This window comes from Paraburkholderia sp. JHI869 (genome assembly GCF_038900775.1).
Taxonomy (GTDB): Bacteria; Pseudomonadota; Gammaproteobacteria; order Burkholderiales; family Burkholderiaceae; genus Paraburkholderia.
Genome location: NZ_JAYMSC010000002.1, coordinates 391,166 through 411,170, shown reverse-complemented (window position 1 = coordinate 411,170; position 20,005 = coordinate 391,166). Strand labels below are relative to the sequence as shown.

General features: G+C 62.5%; 17 protein-coding genes. 9 read left to right on the top strand and 8 right to left on the bottom strand.

What is annotated here, in order from left to right:
* The first annotated feature begins 22 nt into the window (after window positions 1-22).
* From VSR72_RS05130 to VSR72_RS05100, 7 genes are all read left to right on the top strand, one after another.
* A complete protein-coding gene (locus tag VSR72_RS05130; RefSeq protein WP_342951329.1) occupies window positions 23-1,048 on the top strand; it encodes an amidohydrolase family protein in 1,026 nt (341 codons plus the stop codon).
* Window positions 1,049-1,070: 22 nt separating this feature from the next.
* Window positions 1,071-1,919: an amidohydrolase family protein gene (locus VSR72_RS05125; protein ID WP_342951576.1), complete on the top strand. Its 849-nt coding sequence runs from the start codon at window positions 1,071-1,073 to the stop codon at window positions 1,917-1,919.
* 66 nt (window positions 1,920-1,985) lie between these two features.
* Window positions 1,986-2,843, top strand: coding sequence for an aldolase/citrate lyase family protein (locus VSR72_RS05120; protein WP_342951328.1), 858 nt, complete (start codon window positions 1,986-1,988; stop codon window positions 2,841-2,843).
* Complete coding sequence (locus VSR72_RS05115) at window positions 2,843-4,393, top strand: acetolactate synthase large subunit (protein WP_342951327.1); 1,551 nt, start codon at window positions 2,843-2,845, stop codon at window positions 4,391-4,393. The genes VSR72_RS05120 and VSR72_RS05115 overlap by 1 nt, the downstream gene beginning before the upstream one ends.
* Window positions 4,394-4,424: 31 nt before the next feature.
* Window positions 4,425-5,318, top strand: coding sequence for a phosphate ABC transporter substrate-binding protein (locus VSR72_RS05110; RefSeq protein WP_342951326.1), 894 nt, complete (start codon window positions 4,425-4,427; stop codon window positions 5,316-5,318).
* Window positions 5,319-5,343: 25 nt separating this feature from the next.
* Entirely contained in the window at window positions 5,344-6,651 is a 1,308-nt protein-coding gene (locus VSR72_RS05105) for an MFS transporter (protein WP_342951325.1), read from the top strand.
* A gap of 135 nt (window positions 6,652-6,786) precedes the next feature.
* Entirely contained in the window at window positions 6,787-7,986 is a 1,200-nt protein-coding gene (locus tag VSR72_RS05100; protein ID WP_342951575.1) for an MFS transporter, read from the top strand.
* 45 nt (window positions 7,987-8,031) lie between these two features.
* On the opposite strand, the gene VSR72_RS05095 is transcribed toward VSR72_RS05100, so the two are convergent.
* Window positions 8,032-8,361: a hypothetical protein gene (locus VSR72_RS05095; RefSeq protein ID WP_342951324.1), complete on the bottom strand. Its 330-nt coding sequence runs from the start codon at window positions 8,359-8,361 to the stop codon at window positions 8,032-8,034.
* A 128-nt stretch (window positions 8,362-8,489) separates the two neighbouring features.
* Here VSR72_RS05095 and VSR72_RS05090 point away from each other — a divergent pair, with 128 nt between their 5' ends.
* Window positions 8,490-10,079, top strand: coding sequence for an aldehyde dehydrogenase (NADP(+)) (locus VSR72_RS05090; RefSeq protein ID WP_342951323.1), 1,590 nt, complete (start codon window positions 8,490-8,492; stop codon window positions 10,077-10,079).
* 83 nt (window positions 10,080-10,162) lie between these two features.
* Here the strand turns inward: VSR72_RS05090 and VSR72_RS05085 are convergent, their stop codons facing one another.
* Window positions 10,163-11,326, bottom strand: a complete 1,164-nt coding sequence (locus VSR72_RS05085; RefSeq protein ID WP_342951322.1) for a DegT/DnrJ/EryC1/StrS aminotransferase family protein — start codon at window positions 11,324-11,326, stop codon at window positions 10,163-10,165.
* Between the two features lie 165 nt (window positions 11,327-11,491).
* Here VSR72_RS05085 and VSR72_RS05080 point away from each other — a divergent pair, with 165 nt between their 5' ends.
* Window positions 11,492-13,024, top strand: a complete 1,533-nt coding sequence (locus VSR72_RS05080; RefSeq protein ID WP_342951321.1) for a methyl-accepting chemotaxis protein — start codon at window positions 11,492-11,494, stop codon at window positions 13,022-13,024.
* 49 nt (window positions 13,025-13,073) lie between these two features.
* On the opposite strand, the gene VSR72_RS05075 is transcribed toward VSR72_RS05080, so the two are convergent.
* The 6 genes from VSR72_RS05075 to VSR72_RS05050 all read right to left on the bottom strand — a co-directional run bounded on the left by VSR72_RS05075 (window position 13,074) and on the right by VSR72_RS05050 (window position 19,973).
* Window positions 13,074-14,153: a lactonase family protein gene (locus VSR72_RS05075; RefSeq protein WP_342951320.1), complete on the bottom strand. Its 1,080-nt coding sequence runs from the start codon at window positions 14,151-14,153 to the stop codon at window positions 13,074-13,076.
* A gap of 332 nt (window positions 14,154-14,485) precedes the next feature.
* The gene (locus tag VSR72_RS05070; RefSeq protein ID WP_342951319.1) at window positions 14,486-15,607 is read right to left on the bottom strand and encodes a helix-turn-helix domain-containing protein; all 1,122 of its coding nucleotides are present in this window, start codon (window positions 15,605-15,607) and stop codon (window positions 14,486-14,488) included.
* Entirely contained in the window at window positions 15,537-16,562 is a 1,026-nt protein-coding gene (locus tag VSR72_RS05065) for a porin (protein WP_342951318.1), read from the bottom strand. The genes VSR72_RS05070 and VSR72_RS05065 overlap by 71 nt, the downstream gene beginning before the upstream one ends.
* Window positions 16,563-16,703: 141 nt before the next feature.
* A complete protein-coding gene (locus tag VSR72_RS05060; RefSeq protein WP_342951317.1) occupies window positions 16,704-17,561 on the bottom strand; it encodes an aldolase/citrate lyase family protein in 858 nt (285 codons plus the stop codon).
* Window positions 17,558-18,559, bottom strand: coding sequence for a protocatechuate 3,4-dioxygenase (locus VSR72_RS05055; protein ID WP_342951316.1), 1,002 nt, complete (start codon window positions 18,557-18,559; stop codon window positions 17,558-17,560). The genes VSR72_RS05060 and VSR72_RS05055 overlap by 4 nt, the downstream gene beginning before the upstream one ends.
* Window positions 18,560-18,692: 133 nt before the next feature.
* On the bottom strand, window positions 18,693-19,973 hold the full coding sequence (locus tag VSR72_RS05050) for an MFS transporter (protein WP_342951315.1): 1,281 nt from the start codon (window positions 19,971-19,973) through the stop codon (window positions 18,693-18,695).
* Between the last annotated feature and the right edge of the window lie 32 nt (window positions 19,974-20,005).

Here is a 20,005-nt window from a genome sequence, read left to right as displayed (position 1 = left end):
TGAACTCCGTACGGAAGAAAAAATGATCATCGATTGCCACGGTCACTTCACGACCGTTCCTGCCTCGTTCCGCGACTGGCGCGCCAAGCAGATCGCCTCCGCCAACGATCCCGCCAACGCGCCGGCGCTCTCGGGCGCACACGTCAGCGACGACGAGATCCGCGAAGGCGTGGGCAACGGCCAGCTGCGTCTGCAGAAAGAGCGCGGCGGCGACCTCACGTTGTTCTCGCCCATCGCGGGCCTGATGAGCCACCACCTCGGCAACGAACGCACGAGCCTCGAGTGGGCCGAGGTCTCGAACAACCTCGTGCGCCGCGTGTGCGACATCTACCCAGACAACTTCGTGCCCGTCTGCCAGTTGCCGCAGTCGCCGCTCGCGCCGCCGAAGAACTCCGTGGCCGAACTGCGCCGCTGCGTCGAGGAAATGGGCTTCGTTGGCTGCAACCTGAATCCGGACCCGAGCGGCGGCTACTGGACCGGCAAGCCGATGACGGACCGCGAGTGGTATCCGGTCTACGAGGCGCTGTGCGATCTCGACGTGCCGGCCATGATTCACGTCGCCGCTTCGTGCAACGCGTGCCATCACGGCACCGGCGCGCATTACCTGAACGCCGATACGTCGGTCTTCATGCAGTTGCTGCAGGGCAATGTGTTCAAGGACTTCCCGACGCTGCGCCTCGTGATTCCGCACGGCGGCGGCGCGGTGCCTTATCACTGGGGCCGCTACCGCGGCATGTCGCTGGAAATGATGGACCGTCCGCTCGAAGGACTGCTGAACAATATCTTCTTCGACACGTGCGTGTATCACCACCCGGGCGTGGAACTGCTTACGAAGGTCGTGCCGACGAGCAACGTGCTGTTCGGCTCGGAAATGATCGGCGCCGTGCGCGGCCGCGATCCGGACACCGGCGAGTACTTCGACGACACCAAGCGCTATGTCGACGCCTGCACCGCACTGAGCGACGCCGACCGCCACGCGATTTTCGAAGGCAACGCACGCCGCGTGTACCCGCGCCTCGATGCGCACCTCAAGGCCAAGGGTCTGTAACGGAGCCGATAGCTGAACGGACATCATGAACTTCATCGACATTCATCCTCACATCATCTCGGACGATGAGAAGCGCTATCCGCCCGCGCCGCTGTTCGGCAAGCGCTCGGACTGGTCGCAGGAGCGCCCCAATACCGTCGAGGCGCTGATCAAGGCCATGGACGAGGCCGGTGTTTCGAAGGCCGCAGTCGTGCATTCTTCGACGACCTACGGCTTCGACAACAGCTACGTCGTGGACGGCTGCAACCAGTACAAGGACCGGCTCGTGGCCGTGGGCTCCGTGGACATGCTGGCCGACGACGTGCCTGCGGTCATCAAGGGCTGGGCCGACAAGGGCCTTGCCGGCCTGCGCATCTTCACCGGTGGCTCGACCAAGGACTTCGATCCGAGCGAGCTGGACAATCCCAAGTCCTTCAAGGCATGGGAAATGCTCGCAGAACTGCAGTTGCCGATGTGCATCCAGACGGGGCCGATCGGTCTGCCCCAAGTGCGCATGCTGGCCGAGAAGTTCCCGGGCGTGAACATCATTCTCGATCACCTTGGCCGCCCCGACGTGCTCGACGGCGCGCCGTATGCGAATGCCGCGAGCCTCTTCGCACTGGCCGATCTGCCAAACATCTACATGAAGCTCACGCCGCGCATTTTCGGCGACGTGAAGAAGGAAAAGGCCAGCGCAGAGACGTTTTTCCCGCGGGTGGTCGAAGCCTTCGGCGCGCAGCGCATGGCGTGGGGCTCGAACTTCCCGACTTCGCCCGGCACGCTCGCGGAGATTCTCGCGACGGCTGAAGAAGGGCTCGCTTGCCTCGGCGCGGAAGACCGCGCCTGGATTTTCGGCAAGACCGCACAGAAGCTGTACCCCGCCCTGGGCTGACCGAACATTGCCAACCGCGCGTGCGGCCGCCACCGCGCCGCCGCGCAGCGAGAAAGAGAGATTCCCATGTCCAACACTCGTCTAAACAGCATCATTCGCGCGTTCGAATCGGGCAAGGCCGCGCATGCCGCCTTCTCGAAGCTCGATAAGCAAACCGCCATCGAAATGAGCGATTCGCCCTATGACGGGCTCGTCTTCGAGATGGAGCACAACCCGTACGACGTGGCTGCGCTCGGCGACGCGCTGCAGTACATGCTCAGCCGCAAGCAGATCGCCGAGTCCGCGTCGGTGGCGCCGAAGGTGACGCCAATTGCGCGCATTCCCGCCAACGGTGTGGAGATGAACCAGAGCTTCGCCAAGCAGGTGCTCGATCGCGGCGCCTACGGCGTGATCTGGCCGCACGTGGCGACCGTCGAGCAGGCCTATAACGCCGTGGCGTCCTGCCGTTATGCGCGGCCGAAGAATGCACCGCTGTACGAGCCGAAAGGCGTGCGCGGAGATGGCCCGGCCAACGCGGCGCGCTACTGGGGCCTCAGCATGCCCGAGTACTACAAGAAGGCCGACGTGTGGCCGCTAGTGCCCGAGGGCGAGATTCTCGTGGGCCTGATGTGCGAGAGCACGCAGGCGATCGAGAACCTCGACGACATTCTCGCGAATGTGCCGGGCATCGGCTTCATCCTCATCGGTGAAGGCGACCTCAGCCAGGAACTGGGCTTCCCGCGTCAGTACGAGCACCCGGAAGTCATCGACGCGATGCGCCAGATCGTCGAGACCTGCAAGAAGCACAACGTGATCGTGGGCCATCCGCACGTCACGGCGAAGAACCATCGTCGCCTGAGCGAAGAGGGCTATCGCTTCCTGATGTCGGCGCCGCAACGCACGTACGGCGTGGTCGGTCTCGCTCGCGACATGGCAGGCTACTGATGAACGGCGCCGAAAGTCTCGTCGCGACCCTGGTCGATCAGGACGTCGAAGTTTGCTTCGCGAACCCCGGCACCTCGGAGATGCACTTCCTCGCCGCTTTGGGCAACAATCCCGGCATGCGCAGCGTGCTGTGCCTGTTCGAGGGCGTGGCCACGGGCGCCGCCGATGGCTGGTACCGGATGAAGGACAAGCCGGCTTCGACGCTCCTGCACCTGGGCCCGGGTCTCGCGAACGGTCTCGCGAACATCCACAACGCGAAGCGCGCGTCGTCGGGCATGGTCAATGTCGTCGGCGAGCATTCGGTGTCGCACCTCAAGTATGACCCGCCGCTCACCTCCGATATCGAAGGCCTCGCGCGGCCGCTGAGCCACTGGGTCCGCCGCGCCGAATCGGCGGACACCATCGCGTGGGACACGGCGCAAGCCGTGGCCAAAGCGAGCGGGCATCCGGGGCAGATCGCCACGCTGATCCTGCCGGGCGACACCTCGTGGCAGCGCACGGACGCTGAGCCCGTGCTGCCGCCCGCGGCCGTGAGCCGTCGCAAGACATCGAGCGCAGCGCGTATCGAGCATGTCGCTCGCGTGCTGCGCTCCGGCGAGCCGACGCTCATCATCCTCGCGAACAAGGGCACGCGCGGCGCTGCGCTCGAAAAGGCTGGCCAGGTGGCCGCGGCCACCGGCGCGCGGCTGGGCTCGCAGTTCTTCACCGCGCGCATCGAGCGTGGCGCGGGCCGCGTGCCCATTGCGCGCATTCCGTACGCGGTGCCGCAAGCCATCGCCTTCCTCAAGGACTTCAAGCACATCGTCACGGTGGAGACCACCGAACCGGTGGCCTTCTTCGCGTACCCGGACAAGCCGAGCCTGCTCAAGGCCGAGGGCACGATGGTCCATGCGCTCGTCGAAGCCGACGAGGACAGCGAACTAGCGTTCGACATGCTGCTGCAGGCACTCGGCGCCGTCGATGCGAAAGCGGTGGTGCAGCCGCGCATCGAAACGCCGGTGCCGACGGGCGCGCTCAATCCCACGAGCATCGCTCACGCACTTGCCGCCGCATTGCCCGAGCATTGCATCGTCGTCGACGAATCGCTCACCACGGGCCGTGAATCGATGAGCCTGACCATGGGCGCGCGGCCGCACGATCTCATCAACAACATGGGCGGCTCGATCGGCTACTCGACACCCGTGGCGACCGGCGCGGCGCTCGCGTGTCCTGACCGGCGCGTGTTCTGCATGGTCGGTGACGGCAGTGCGATGTACACGATCCAGTCGCTGTGGACGCAGGCGCGTGAAGGCCTCAACGTCACGACGATCATCTTCGCCAACAACAGCTACGCAATTCTCAAGGCCGAGTACGCCAACATGGGCGCAGGCACGCCGGGCGAACGCGCGCTCTCCATGATCGACATCGACCGTCCGCGCATCGACTGGCTGGCGATGGCGAAGAGCATGGGCGTGCCGGGCGTGGCCGTCGAGACGGCGGAGGGCTTTTACAAGGCGATGGTCGACTCGACCCGCGAGCCGGGTCCGTGCCTTATCGAAGTTCGGCTGTAACTCAGATCAACAAGCAACAGGAGAGACATTCATGACAACGACGTTGACTGGCGTGCCGACGTTGCGCACCAATCTGGCCGAATATGCGGTGACGAAGGCGATGCGTGATTCACGCGTAGCGTCGGATCTCGTGACGCTGGACTTTTGCGGGCCAACCCCGGCGCACAACGGCTTCAAGGCCATGGTGCGCGAGAACAAGTTCGACGCCGGCGAGCTGGCTATCGTCACGTTCTTGCAGGCCAAGGCTTATGGCAAGCCATACGTTCTGCTGCCTGCGCCGATTTCGGGACGCTTCCAGCACCACTGCGCCGGATTCAACATCGACTTCGGCCATCTGGATCCCAAGGATATCGAAGGAAAGAAGGTCGGCGTGCGCACTTACACGCAAACGACGGCGCTCTGGATTCGCGGCATCCTGCGCCACGAATACGGCGTGGATCTCGACAAGGTGACGTGGATGACGTTGGGCGACGGACATCTCGCCGAGTACAGCGATCCGGAAAACTGCCAGCGGCTCCCGGCAGGATCGTCGATTCCGGAGATGATGCTCAAGGGCGAGCTTGCCGCCGCATTGCTCGGCGAAGACATGCCGAAGGACGAGCGCGTGCGCACGCTGGTGCCGGATGCGCATGCGGCCGCGAAAGACTGGTTCTCGCGCACGGGCGTCGTGCCGATCAACCACATGTTCGTGGTGCATGAGAATCTGTCGAAAGAACGGCCGGACATCGTTCGCGAGCTGTACCGAATGGTCGTGGAAAGCCGCTCGCTGGCTGAAGGCGTGCCGGCGATCTTCCCGCCTATCGGGATGGAAGCGAATCGCAAGGGTCTGCAACTGGCGGTAGACTGGGCGCTCGATCAGAAAATCATTCCGCGCCGTCTCTCCGTCGACGAATTGTTCGACGACGTGACGGGCAGCCTGGGCTGAGCTGGGAAATCATCGGAGACGGCTGGTGGAGATCACGGTACAAAAAGCGGCGCGCCCGGAAAATCGCTGGGGCATTCTCGTGCTGCTTGCGCTTGGGCTGATGATTTCCTTCGTAGACCGAACGAGTATGTCGGCGGCGCTCGCCGACCGTCAATTCGTACACGAGTTCGCGCTGACGCACATCGAGCGCGGCTGGCTCGGCTCCGCCATGTTCTGGTCCTATGGCCTGTTGCAGATGCCGATGGGCTGGGTGGTGGACCGTTACGGCGTGAAATGGCCTTATACGGTCTGTTTCCTGTTGTGGTGTCTCGCGGCGGCGGCAACGGGCGTCGTAACCACGCTCTCCGCGCTGATCCTGGTGCGCCTGTTGATCGGCGTTGCCGAGGCGGTGGTGGTTCCGGCCACCTATCGCTACCTCGCCAACAACTTCGACGAGGCGCACAAGGGCACGGCGCTCGGCATTTACTCCATCGGCGGCAAGATGGGGCCGGCGCTCGGCGCGCCGATCGCGGCGTGGCTCATCGCCATCAGTTCGTGGAAGACGATGTTCGTCGTGACGGGGCTTGCCGGGCTCGTGTGGTTGCTGCCGTGGCAACTGATGCTCAACAACGATTCCCCATCGAAAGCCGAGCTTGCCGTGGCGAAGCGCCGCGCGGCCTCGGTTCCGCTTGGTAATCTGCTGTCGAGTCCGGTGGTGTGGGGCGGCTTGATCACCAACTTCTGCTACAGCTACTTCGTGTTTTACTGTATGACGTGGATGCCGGCATACCTGGTCGAACAACGCGGCCTCTCTCTGCGGCAGTCGGGGCTGTACACGTTCTTTAGCTTTGCTGGCATCGCAATCGTGGCTGCATTGGCCGGGTGGGCAGCGGACCGGTTGATCGCGCGAGGTCATGACGCGGTCGTGGTGCGCAAGTCGTTCATCGTGGCAGGCTTTATCAGCGGCACGACCGTTTTAATGGGCGCGTATTCGCGCTCGCCGCAAATGGCGTTGTTCTGGAATATCGTCTCTCTTTCCCTGCTGGGTCTCGTTACCGCGAACAATCTCGCGCTAGTCAAGCTCACCTTGATTCCCAAACAGGCCGTGGGCTTGAATACCGGCTTGCAGCAGGTCGCCACGAGTCTTGCGGGTGGCGTTTCCGCCAGTCTCTCAGGCTGGCTGCTTCATGTCGGGCGCAGCTACACGCTGCCCATGCTGGCCATTTTCGTGTTCCTTATTCTGGGCGCCACGAGCACGGTGATACTGCTCCAGCGGAAATGGGCGCCGAAAGTCAACGAGAGCGTGCCCGAAACGCAGCAGGCGGAAGCCGGGCAACACCACGCTGATTCGTGAGTCTTTCCGCAGTCTCTGCTTTATGCCAGAAGAATCTTTCGAAAATAACCCGCGCGTGAGCCACGCAAAAGATTTGAAGTCCTTATGAGTCAAGCCAACGAAACATCGTCGCCAGCACTGGAGGCGCCCACCGGCATGACGCCCCTGCTGCGGCACTCGTCGCTAACCCGCTTTCTGATTGCGCGCGTCGGTTCGATCACCGCCCAGCAGATGCTGATGCTCGCAATCAGCTGGCATATGTACGACCTCACATCGAGTGCCTGGTATCTCGGTCTCGTTGGACTCTTTCAGTTCGTTCCCGGGCTTGCCACGACATTGGTTGCTGGGCATTGTGCTGATCGCATGCATCGCGGCCAGATCGTCGCGGTCTGTCTCGCGGCCCAGGCGGCCATTGGCACGGTGCTCGCGGTGGCGACCCTCTCGCATGCCGTGAGTCGCGAACTGCTGCTGGGTCTCTCGCTCGTGCTTGGCGCAATCCGGCCGTTTCAGATGTCGGGTCAACAGGCGCTGTTGCCGATGCTCGTTCCGCAGGCCTTGCTGGCAAGGTCGATGGCGCTCAGCACAGTGGTGCAGCAGGTGTGTGTGATCGCCGGACCGGCGTTGGGCGGGTTGCTATTCGCAACCGGCGTGAACGCACTCTATTTCACTTGCGCGGCGCTATTTTGCGTGAGCGCCGCCATGTATGCCCTGATCCGTTACGATCACGTGGCGCCGCCGCGCGAACCGGTGACGGCCGAGACCGTGCTCGCGGGCCTGCGCTTCGTCTGGAGCAATCCGCTCTTGCTCGGCGGCATTTCACTCGACCTCTTTGGCGTGCTGTTCGGGGGCGCGACCGCGCTCTTGCCGGTGTACGCGAAAGAGATTCTGCATGTCGGGCCGCAAGGTCTGGGCTTGCTGCGCTGCGCGCCTGCCGTAGGCGCGCTCTGTGTCGGGCTCATGCTCTCGCGGCGCGCCATCCGCAGCGGAGTGGGCAGGAAACTGCTGATAGCCGTCGCGGTTTATGGCGCCGCTATCGCCGCCTTCGGATTTTCACGTTCGTTTCTAGTTTCGTTGTTGCTGCTGGCGATATCGGGCGGTGCCGACACGATTAGCGTAATCGTTCGCCAAACGCTCATTCAACTGGAAACGCCGGACCGCATGCGTGGCCGCGTCGCAGCCGTGAACACGCTTTTTATTGGCGCAAGCAATCAGCTCGGCGAATTCGAATCCGGCCTCACGGCTACGGCATTTGGCGTGGTTGGCTCGGTCGTGCTCGGCGGCTGCGCGACCATTCTCGTGAGCGCGGCCTGGAGTCAATTGTTCAAGCCGTTGGCCAGACGGGAAACGCTGCATTGACTGCGCCGGGCGTTAACGCTTCGGTTAAACCCCCAACGATTAACTTCAATGGACGACACGCGGCCAGCAATCGATGATGACCATACCGTCCTGACTTCCCCAGTTGATGAACGCCAGATCGGGTCGTTTGGTGTTGGCGCGCAAACGAAATTGCTGCGGAAAAGCTTTGTGGATTCGCCAACACGTCCGCGAAGCGCGGAGACACCTATGAGCGGTCAGCGCAAATCCCTTCGCGCCCTGGTCAATGACTGGTTTGGAAATGGAGAGAATCTCAACGTCACGCGACCATGTCGCTCGACGAAAATGCCTTGGCGAGTCGTACAGGTTGAAGTCGCGCGTTCGTCTGGCAGTTTGACGATTATCTTCTTCCGGCACGACGACGGCTCATGGTGCGTTTATCCGCCGCCCATCGTTCGGCCTGCAGTGAACTGGCTATTCAACTAGCCGCCGTGCGAGTGCCACGGCGAAAAACAACAACACACAACGCGTTCCAGGAAATCGACATGACTATCAATGGCGACATGCTTATCGGCTTTGCTTCGGTGCGAGGTACCGAGGGCGAGCAACGGGCATTCAATCCATCCAGCAATTCGGAAATCGCTGAGCCGGTGTTTGGAATGGGCGGTGCTGCGCAAGTCGATCGCGCGGCAACGCTCGCTGCCGCCGCTTTCGACGGTTATCGAAATGCCTCGCTCGACAAGCGCGCGGCGTTTCTCGAGGCCATTGCCGACAATATCCTCGACCTCGGCGACGAACTGATCGAACGCGCACAAGCAGAGACGGGCCTGCCTGCGCAGCGCCTTCAAGGCGAACGCGCGCGCACGGTTGGGCAGTTGCGCTTGTTTGCCAAGGTCGTACGCGACGGCCACTTTCTCGCAGCAACGATCGATCGTGCTCAGCCGGCGCGCGAGCCGCTGCCTCGCGCGGATCTTCGACTGGCAAAAGTGCCCCTGGGTCCCGTCGCGGTATTCGGCGCGAGCAACTTCCCGCTCGCCTTCTCGGTTGCGGGGGGCGACACGGCATCCGCGCTGGCCGCGGGCGCACCCGTCATTGTGAAAGCGCACAGTGCACACCTGGGAACGTCGAAGCTCGTAGGCCTCGCAATCCAGAAGGCCGTCAAGGAGCAGGGCTTGCCCGAGGGCACGTTCTCGCTGCTGTTCGGCGCCGGCCGCAAGCTGGGCGAAGCGCTGGTTTCGCATCCGGCGATCAAGGCAGTGGGCTTCACGGGTTCGAGGCAGGGCGGTATTGCGCTCATGCGCCTGGCAAACGCTCGCCCCGAGCCGATTCCTGTGTACGCGGAGATGAGCAGCATTAACCCGGTCTTTCTGTTCCCGCACGCGCTCGCGAACCGGGCCGAGGCAATCGGCAAAGCGTTCGCCGATTCTCTGACCATGGGCGCCGGTCAGTTCTGCACGAATCCGGGTCTCGTGCTCGCCGTGGACGGTCCGGACCTCGACCGGTTCATCGAAGCGGCTGGCGCGGCACTGGCCTCGAAGGCGGCACAGACGATGTTGACGCCGGGCATCTTCGATGCGTACTGCACCGGCACGCAAAACACGGGCGCAGTTTCGGGCGTGACGAAGGTGGCCGAGGGCGAACCCGCAGGCGCGCGCCAAAATGCTGCGCAGGCGGTCCTTTACGTGACCGATGCCGCGCGCCTCCTTGCCTCGCCGGAACTGGAGGCCGAGATGTTCGGTCCGGCGTCCGTTGTGATTCGTGCCCGCAATTTCGGCGAATTGCTCGAGCTCGCCGAGCATATCGAAGGGCAGCTCACCGTCACGCTTCAAATCGATGCGGCAGACCACGCAGATGCAAAACGCCTCTTGCCCGCGCTCGAACGCAAGGTCGGGCGCATTCTGGCTAATGGCTTTCCGACCGGCGTAGAGGTTTGCTATGCGATGGTTCACGGCGGCCCCTATCCGTCGACCTCGAATTCGATGTTCACGTCGGTGGGGGCGATGGCGATCGAGCGCTTCCTGCGACCTGTCTGTTATCAGGACTTGCCGGATACGTTGCTTCCTGACGCATTGCAGGAAGCCAATCCGCTTGCTGTCTGGCGTCTCGTCGACGGGGCACCGGTTGCGCCGGTGTAACTGGCAAAGCCCTTTAGTGCGGTTGCGAGAGTGACGCCGCTATAAAGCGGCGTCACTCTCGCTTTCGACGAAGAATGCGAAGCTTACTTCGCAGACTTCTCGACGATGTCGTTCACTGCGCTGCACACGCGCGCCACGTCGGCTTCGTTCATCTGCGTAAAGAGCGGCAACGTCACCGTGCTCGCGCCGAAGCGCTCCGCGTGCGGGAACATGCCCGCCTTGAATCCGCGCTCGCGGTAGAGCGTGAAAAGGTGAATGGCCGGGTAGTGCGCGCCCGAGCCGATACCGCGTTCCTTCAGCGCCGCCATGAAGCCGCCGCGATCGATGGCGAGCTTCTCGAGCGGCAGCGTGATCTGGAACATGTGCCAGTTGCTGTTGACGAAATCGGCGAGCGGCAGGCCCATGCCGAGCTTCACCGCTGCGCCGCCCTCGAGGCGTGAGAAGTAGGCTCGCGCAAGCGCACGCCGCTGTTGCGTGAAGCGCTCGATGTGCTTGAGCTGGCCGAGCCCGACGCGCGCCGCGACATCCGTGAGGTTGTACTTGCCGCCAAGTACATCGCAGTCCATACCGTCGAAGCCAGAGCGTGTGATGCCTTGCAGCCGGTACTTCTGCGCGAGTGCTGCTTCGGCTTCGTCGTTGAGGACGAGCGCGCCACCTTCGATCGACGTGAGGTTCTTGTTGGCATGGAAACTGAACGAAACGATGTCGCCGATCGCGCCGATGCGCTTGCCGTTCCAGCTCGAGCCGAACGCCTGCGCCGCGTCTTCGATCACGCGCAGCTTGTGCTGACGTGCGATTGCGTAGAGGCGGTCCATATCGACGGGCAGGCCCGAGAGAAACACCGGGATGATGGCCTTCGTCTTCGGCGTGATGGCGGCTTCGAGCTTGTTCAGATCGATGTTGCGCGTTGCAGGGTCGATGTCCGCGAAAACAGGCGTCGCACCGACTTCGTAGATCACGTTGCTCGTGGAGACCCACGAGGCGGGCGTCGTGATGACTTCGTCGCCGGGACCCACGCCGGCGATGCGCAAACCGATTTCGAGCGTTGCCGTGCCCGAGTTGACCGTGCGCACGGGACGGCCGCCGCAGTATTCGGAAAGCGCCGCCTCAAACGCCTGGTTTTGCGGGCCGGTGGTAATCCACCCGGAACGCAGCACTTCGGCGACGCCCTGTATGGTTTCCTCGTCGATTTCGGGGCGCACGAACGGCAGGAACGGAAGGGATGACTGCGAAGATGACTGACTCATGAATGCTTGACTCGTTGCACTGGAAAATGAGAGGCGGCACAAGACGGTTCGGAAATGAATATCCCGGCGAATCGCGGTTTCGTCCAAAGCCATTCCCTCGATTGTCCGTTACTCTCGACCGTGGAGACAATCCCCTTAGAAAAGGGGTTTTTTACAAGGTGATACATGAAACTTGTCCATCAACTACCGCTGGCGTTGGGCGCCGCGTTGCTGGTCGCTTCGGGGGCGGGACTATTCGGTGTCTTGCAGATGAACCAGGCCGCGCACACCTATGAGCGGCTGGTCTCGGTTGACGATGCACAGGCGCGCGCGGTGGACGACGCACTTGTCGCATTCAAAAACCAGGTGCAGAACGGCAAGGATATTCTGGTGCGAGGTAAGGACCCCGAGCAATTCAAAAAATACTGGGGCGCATTTCAGAAATACGAAAGGACGGCTCAGAGCATAACGGAAGAACTGGCGCGCGAGTTGCCGCCCGGTGAGGCGCGCGAGAGAATCGAGCGCTTCAACGCGTTGCACAAGGAGATGGGCGCAGCGTTTCGTGCGGCGCTCGGAAAGTTCGAGGCCTCGGGCTTCGATATCGCCGTCGGCGACCGGGCTATCGACGGCATCGACCGCGACTCCGCCATCACGCTGCGCGAAGCGGGCGAAGCCATTGTCGCGCGAACGACTGCCGCCATCGCGCTTGCGAAAGCCACGCAAAAACGCGCCATGATGGCGAGCGTTGGTGTCATGGCGATCATCGTGCTCGCGGGTGTCGCGGCTGCGCTGAAATTCTCGCGTGCGATCACGAGCAAGCTGGGCGGCGAGCCCGACGACGCGCGCGACGCCGCCCGCCAGATCGCGCAAGGCAACCTCAACGTCGACTTGCATCTGCGGCCAGGCGACACCGACAGCCTCATGGCCGCGATGCGCGCAATGACGGTGGCGCTCGCGGGTATCGTCGAGCAGGTGCGCACGAGCAGCGACGCCATTGCGACCGGATCGGCGCAAATCGCATCAGGCAACGCGTATTTGAGCCAGCGTACCGAAGAGCAGGCGAGCGTGCTGCAGGAAACCGCGGCTTCGATGGAGCAGTTGAGCGCCACCGTGAAGCAGAATGCCGCGAACGCGCTCGAAGCCAGTGAGCTTGCGACCGGCGCATCGTCGATCGCCGTGCAGGGAGGGAGTGTTGTCGGCGCCGTTGTCGAGACAATGAAGGGCATCAACGAGGGCTCGCGCAAAATTGGCGAGATTATCGGCATCATCAACGACATCGCAGCGCAGACCAATATTCTTGCATTGAACGCGGCGGTGGAAGCCGCGCGTGCGGGCGAGCAGGGCCGGGGGTTTGCCGTCGTTGCGACCGAGGTGCGCTCGCTTGCGAAACGCAGCGCGCAGGCCGCGCAGGAAATTCGCGGATTGATTACGTCGAGCGTAGAGCGCGTCGATCAAGGCAGCGCGCTCGTCGACGAGGCGGGCGCGACAATGACGCAGGTCGTCGGGGCGATTCAGCGCCTGAACGTGCTTGTTGCCGAGATCAGCAGTGCGAGTGCGGAGCAGAGTACCGGCGTCGGGCAGGTCGGCGAAGCCGTCAACCAGATGGATCAGACCACCCAGCAAAATGCGGCGCTTGTCGAAGAGAGCGCAGCAGCGGCCGAGAGCTTGAAACAGCAGGCTGCGAATCTGGTCGACTGTGTCGCGCAGTTCAGGCTTTGATTGAGCGAATGGCGGCGCTGCGAGGCGCCCCCATTCGGGACACCTGGCGTTACTTCACGAACGCGATGCTCGTGGGATCGGGGACATTAGCCGACTGTCCGCTAGCGCTAACCTTGCCCGTGGCGCGATCGATCTGGAAGACGCTCACATTGCCGCTGCGCTGATTGGCCACGAACAGCCACCTGCCCGAAGGGTCGATCGCAAAGCCCCACGGCTTTTCGCCGCCGGAGGGTGTGCGCTGGATTTCCGCGAGTTCTCCGGTTGCGGCGTCCACGCGATACACGACCAGTTCATTTTCGCCACGGTCTTCAACATACACGAATCGCCCGTCGTGGCTGAGCGCCATCTCTGCGCCGCTCTTTGCGCCTGCGAAGCCTTCGCTGCTGATCGGCAGCGATTGCACGAGCGTCAGTTGGGCTTTCGACGCATCCCAGCGCAGCACCATCAGCTCAGCGCTCATTTCGGTGAGCACATACGCGTACTGTCCCGTCGCGCCGAATGCCACGCGCCGCGGTCCGCTGCCCGTGGGCGCGACGAAGGCACGCGGCGCGGCGCCGTCGAGTTGCGTGAGGGTATGGGTCTTTCGGTTGAAGCCGTAGATGAACACGCGATCGGAACCGAGATCCGGTACGAGCGCGTAGTGGCCCGAAGGGTCGATCGTCACGCCATGTGCGTGCGCGCTGGCCTGACGCGGGCTCGGTCCGGAGCCGGTCTCGTCGATCGTCGATTCGAGCGTGCCGACGCTGCCGTCGTGGTTCACCGTCACGCTCGACACGGACCCGCTGTTGTAGTTCGCGCCGAGCAACGTGGAGGACGGCGTGTCGAAGTGCAAAAACGTGGTGCCGCGGCCGCCCGTGCGGACGTTGTTGATGGGCGCCAGCGAGCCGGTGTCGCGATCGACTGCGTATGCCGTGATGCTGCCTTCCTTGTCTCGATCGTCGTCGACTGCATACAGGACGGGCAATACGGGATGTGCCGCGACCCACGTGGATTTGAGCCCTTGGGCGACAGGGCCGATGGAGGTCAGTTCGCCGGTAGTGACGTCAAAGCGCAGGGCGCTGATTTGCTGGTGCAGCGTGCCCACGTAGACGTATTCCGTGCCGGCGGTCGCCGGCAACGTCGTGGCCATTGCTTGGGCCGAGAGCGCGCATGCGGCAAGGAGAGTCAGGGTTGCGTGCCGCGCCTTGCGCGTTGGCTTCACGAGTTGCGCCATATTCGAATTACCCGGATCAAGAGAGAAAGTGAATCGTTGGCCGCTTTCATGCAACGCAAACACGGCAAGCCGGAAAATGCGAAAAGGGTATTCGCGGCGCGTGGGCGGGTCCCTGCACAAAATCGGGATTCGCTGGCACTTTTCCGTTGAACCAGGGAAGATACCGGTGCGAAATCCGCGAGTGAAACGCGCGTGGTAAGGAGCGGAAAGGAATTTCCGTGCGCGCCTTTGACGGTGAAACGCTGACGCTATCGCCGGGCTTCGCTGCGAAACTGGCTGGGCGCCTGCCCGACTTCCCTGCGAAAGAAGCGCGTGAAATACGCGGCATCCGCGAAGCCCAGCCAGAACGCGATTTGCTCCACCGACATGTCGCCGAAAATCAATTCACGTTTCGCTTCGGTAATAATGCGCGCGTGAATCATTTTGGTCGGGCTCTTTTCCGCGGCGGAGGCGCATGCGGCGCGCAACTGCACCAGCGACACCGCGAGCATCGACGCGTACTCCTGGAGCGGTAAGTTACTGCGGTAATGCTCGTCGATCAGCTTGCGGAACCGCTCGACGAGGCGCACGTCGTGGCGCGGCATGCTGTCGTTGACGGTCTGTTCGATCCGGGCTGCGCGAATCAGCGTCAAAAGCAGCATCGTGAGCAAGGCTTCGGTTCCGGTAACCTGGCCCACTGCGTCGGACTCCACTTCCTGCTTCAGGCGCTGAACCAGGGTGTAGAACTCACTGGCGGCGTCGGCGCAATGTTCGAACGGAATCATGCGCGGAGAAGACCAGAGCGCGATGAACTCGTGAAGCTTCGCGTTGACCTGCGTGAGATAGGCCAGTTCGATCGTGACGACCCACCGGTCGACATCGATTTCATAATCAAGGCCGTGGATACACTCGGTCGGCACGAGCAGCGCGCACGGTCCTTCGAACGGAACGCTGCGCCCTTCGAGATTCATGACGCCGCGGCCGTTGCGCACGAAGATCAGTTGCCCGTATGCCGGATGCGCGTGCGGCTCGGTGCGCCAGCGCCCACGTTCGGTCACATGGCCGACGTGCACAAACCAGTTTTCTTCCTCGGGCTGCTCGACGTAGAGCCGGACCTTGGGAACCGTGGTCAAACGGCTTTCGCCGGTCGTTTTGCGCGGGGGTTTAGCAATCATTGCACCGTGAGCCATGCCGTCTCCTGGACGGCCGTTCGTGCGGCCGTGAATATCCTCATATTTTTCCATAGGCTGCCGGCAAGGCGAATTGCGATATACCCCAAGACCGGCACCGGAACTTTTCGGCGCCGGTCTCACATTATCCTCAGAAGGTATGCACCATGCCGAGAATGACGCCGCGCGTATTCGAACCCGGCGCCACGGCGACGCCACCATATGCCGTGCCGTTGAGTGTGAATTGTGCGCGATTGCGGTTATTGATGAACCCGGCCGACGCGTAAAGTGTCGTGCGCTTCGAGAGATAGTGCTCGTAGGTCATGCCGATCTGCTGGGCGTTGTTGCCCTGGCCGGTGCGGTCGTGCGCGTAGCCGTACATCAGCGCGAGCTGGTCCGCAGGGCTGAAGTTCCAGGAGCCGGAGCCTTCATACACGTCGCGCTTGATGCTGTTGTCGGTCTGATGTTCGGTGTGGTACGCGAGATAGAAACGCGCCGGGCCGACGCCGACCGACGCGCCCGCGTTGAACACTTTCAGCGTCGAAGTGCCGGTGGCGTTGTCGGCCTGCTCGTAGCCTGCCGCGATCCTGAACGGACCGTTCTCGTAGCGCGCGGCCGCGTTGTAGAACTGCAGGCCGTTGCTCGGCTTGGTCGTCGCATCGCGCATCGCGACCATGAACTGGGCGCTCAGCCCATAAACCGTAGGCGTAAAGTACGAGATTGCATTGTTGACGCGGATCGTCAGCGAGTTGAAGTTGAGCATGGGCGAGCCCATGCTCATCACCGCGACCGGATCGAGTTCCCGGTTCAGGAAAATATACTGCGGCGTATTTTGCAGGCCAAAACGCACCTCGCCAAAGCCGCCGGAGAGCCCAACCCACGCTTGCCGGTTGAAGGCTTCCGCAGAATTCGCGGCCGCACCGGTCATGGCGGAAAAACCCTGTTCGAGCTGAAAATTGACATGCAGGCCGCCACCGATATCCTCGCTGCCTTTCAGGCCATAACGGCTCGCAAAAAGGCCGCCCGATGTCGCGCGCACTACGGCTCCGGCACCGCCGTTCTGATATTCGACGGCGTTGTCGATCACGCCATAAAGGGTGACGGACGATTGGGCATAAGCGGTATTGAAAAGGCACGCCGACGCGATGCCGGATGCCAGGACTAGCACTTTCTTCACTGTTGTCTCCAATGTTGCTTATAGTTATTGCGCTCTTTTACCCGCAGGAGCAGCGGAAATAATCGTTGTTACTCTTCCAGAAATTTCGTAGACCTAATGAATAGATGCGGCTTTCGGGCAGAAAATCCCCAGCCCGACTGATCAATAGCCCGCCATTTCGCGCGCCGCGCCGGCCACGCCATAGCTGCGCACGGGCGCCGACATGAGGAAGCGGTACCCTTCCTGAACGAGCCGCTCGTGATTTTTCGCCGTAACGTGAGGATTGCCGACCACGACGTTATGCTTGCGGCAGATCTCGACGATCTGGCGCATGGCGTCGAGCACTTCCGGGTGTTCGTACTGTCTCGGAAAGCCCAGTTCCTGGCTGAGGTCGCCTTCGCCGATCAGGATGAAGCCGATGCCCGGCACATTCGCAAGAATGTCGTCGAGATTCCCGATCGCCTGCGTGCTTTCGCACATGAGGCCCACGAGAATCTCGCCTTGCGGGGCGAGCGGCCATACGTCGGCCTTCTCGTAGTACTCCTGCATCGAAAGGCCCCAGTAGCGCGCCGCATTGGCCGGGCCGTCGCCGCGCACGCCCTTGGGCTCATAAAGCGGCGCGTGCTTCGGGCGTGCGTAGCGGCACGAGGCCACGGCGTTATAAGCCTGCTCGACAGTGGCGATGTGAGGCCACACGACGCCGTACACGCCGCGATCGAGCACCTGCTTGGCGAAAGCCTGGTTCATCTCCGCGCCATTCGCGGGAATGCGTGCGATGGGCGTGACGCGCGGGGCGACCGAGCCGGACTCGGCAATCTGCTTGCGGTTGAGCATGTACTGCAATGCGTCGCCTAGCGCGGCCACGTCGTACGGATTGTGCTCCATTTCGAACACGATGCCGTCGTAGGGCGCTTCGCTCATCTCGATGGCGGTCTGCTTGTCGAGCTTGGAGAATGCGGCGAAGGCGGGCTTGCCGGATTCGAACGCACGAATGATGCCGTTCAGGCGCGTGTTGTTCATCGGTCTCTCGCTTGGTCTGCCGCTTTCCAGTACATGAAGCCCATGCCCTCGCCGGTGCCGGCCGGGGTGCGCCAGCAGGGGACGTAATCGACCAGTGTCATTTCGGCGCCGGTTTCCTGCATCGCTTTCATCACGCTCACGTAGAGCTTGATTTCCGAGGTGCCGGACTGATACGAGCGGTCGTCCACCGCGGCAAGGCCTTCGTAGTCGTAAGTCGCCAGCATCTTCATGATGCGGTGGTCGAATTCCTCGTCGTTCACGAAGTGCGAAAGTCCGCCTGAGGCGAAGATGCCGACGCGCACGTCTTCGGGCCACGCCTTGATCGCATCGCGCAGCACGCGGCCGAACTCGATGCAGCGCGACATGGAAGGCTGCGTCGGCGGGTAGAAGCAGTTCATGATGATCGGCACGTGCGGCGGCGGATTGTCGTCCATGATCTGGTGATAGACGAAGCTGTACGCGTGCGGCACGACCGGATATTCAGGGAGCGGCTTCATCCACACGTTGTCGGGCCACGCGAACAAATCGGTGAGATCGAAGCCTTCCGTCTGGAAGTGGTTGATGAGGTACCCGGCCAGTTCCGGATGACAATCGTGCGTGACATGGTAGTCAGGCGCGTAGACGGATCGCTGCGGCGGCCCGTTATGGACTTCCTCTCCGCTGTAGATCGCGATGGAAGGCGAGAAGTCCGTAAAGATTTCCTTCTGGTCCTTGCCCAGAATGATCGCCACGTCGATTTTGGCGTCGCGGTACGCGGCGGCCATCGTGTCGAGCGCCGTCCTGCAACGCGCCGCGCGCGCTGTGCGCTCCTCCAGCGTGAGGAACGGCTCGAACGCGGCTTCGCGGTGAGCTTCAAGTTCGGGGTAGGTCCACGTCCGGTTGCGGAACCACAATTCCGGATTGTTGCGGTCGCGCTCGCCGTTTTTCAGCCAGTCTTCCGGCGCCTGTCCGAGCATGCCGCTGTGCGGCACCGCCATCCCGAATACGATCTTCGCCATGTAGGTTGTTTCCAGTTTTTCAGTCGATTGCCACGGAGCAGGCCGTTGGCGTTGTTGAGGTGGGGCGCGCAGGCGTGTGCCACCCGATTGTTTGCCGTTTGCTTCGGACTACGATTAATAGCTTGGCGCGAGGTCACGCCTCGCTCAGTTCGCGTTGCGGCTCGCTGATCTTCGGCGCCCAGTCGGGGCGATACAGAATCGCGGTAGCCGCAGCGCCCACGAGCAGGAACACGAAAATCACCATCATCGGCAGGTCGTAGCTCTTGCCCACGTGCAGCAGCCAGCCCGAGAGACTTGCGGCCACGCCGCCCGCGAGGCTGGTCGCGACCTGCTGGACACCGGTCACGAGCCCGACGGTTTGTTTCGGGATCAAGGTGAGCCGCGATAGCACGAGATTGTTCGCGGTGGTCAGGCCGAGCAGCGAAAGCGAGAGCACGTTCCAGAAGAGGGCGGTTTCGAGCGTGTTCGCATACGCGCCCAGCAGCACCGTGCAGCCGCCAAAGAAGCCCGCGATGATGAACGCCTTGCGCACGAGAATCGCATTGGCGCCGCGCGCGATGATGCGGTCCGCCGCCCAGCCCGCTATGGCCGCGACGATAGCGATGCCCGCGAAACTGAAGAACGTGAAGATGCCCGATTTACCGATCGACAGGCCGCGTTGCTCGACGAGGTAAGCCGGCATCCATGTCATGCAATAGAACGTGAAGTAGCCGTAGCAGAAGTTCGTGATCATGCCGCCCCACACCACCGGGCTCGACAGGATGCTGCCGAAGCTGACCGTGCGTGCGCTGCGATCGGCCTGGCGCACGGAGTCGCGCGAGGGCAGGTCGTTGCGTACGAGGAGCAGCCAGGGCACCAGCCAGAGCAGGCCGACGAGACCCGTTGCGACGAACATCGCCTTCCACGAATAGTTGACGATGAACCACGCGGCGACCGGCGCGCCGATGGCCGGACCGAACTTGTTGCCCATCGCGAGAATGCCCACGGCGAGGCCGCTCTGGCTTTCGTGAAAGTTGTTACGGATCCATCGGTAGCTGGCCGGGATCACGATCGCCTCGGCAATACCGACGAGCAGGCGCATGACGACGAGGCCCGCAAGCGTCGTGACGGCGCCCATCAGCGCGGTTGCGGCGCACCACAGCGCAAAGCAGATCGCGTAGGGCCATTTCACGCCGTAGCGGTCGGAGACCCAGCCCATTGGCACCTGAAAGAGCCCATACGACCAGAAGAAAGCGGAGTTGATCCAGCCGCGATCGACGTTGGTCAGCGAAAAGTGCCGAATGAAGTGGCTATCCGCGAGAACGCTGGAAATACTGGTGCGGTCGATAAAGGACGTCAACACGCCGATTGCGAGCAGGGCAAGCACGCCCCAATTGCTCACGACGCTCGATCGTTCTGTTTTGCTCGTCTCCATCTGCTTTTTTCGTACCTCAGTCAATTCTGTTT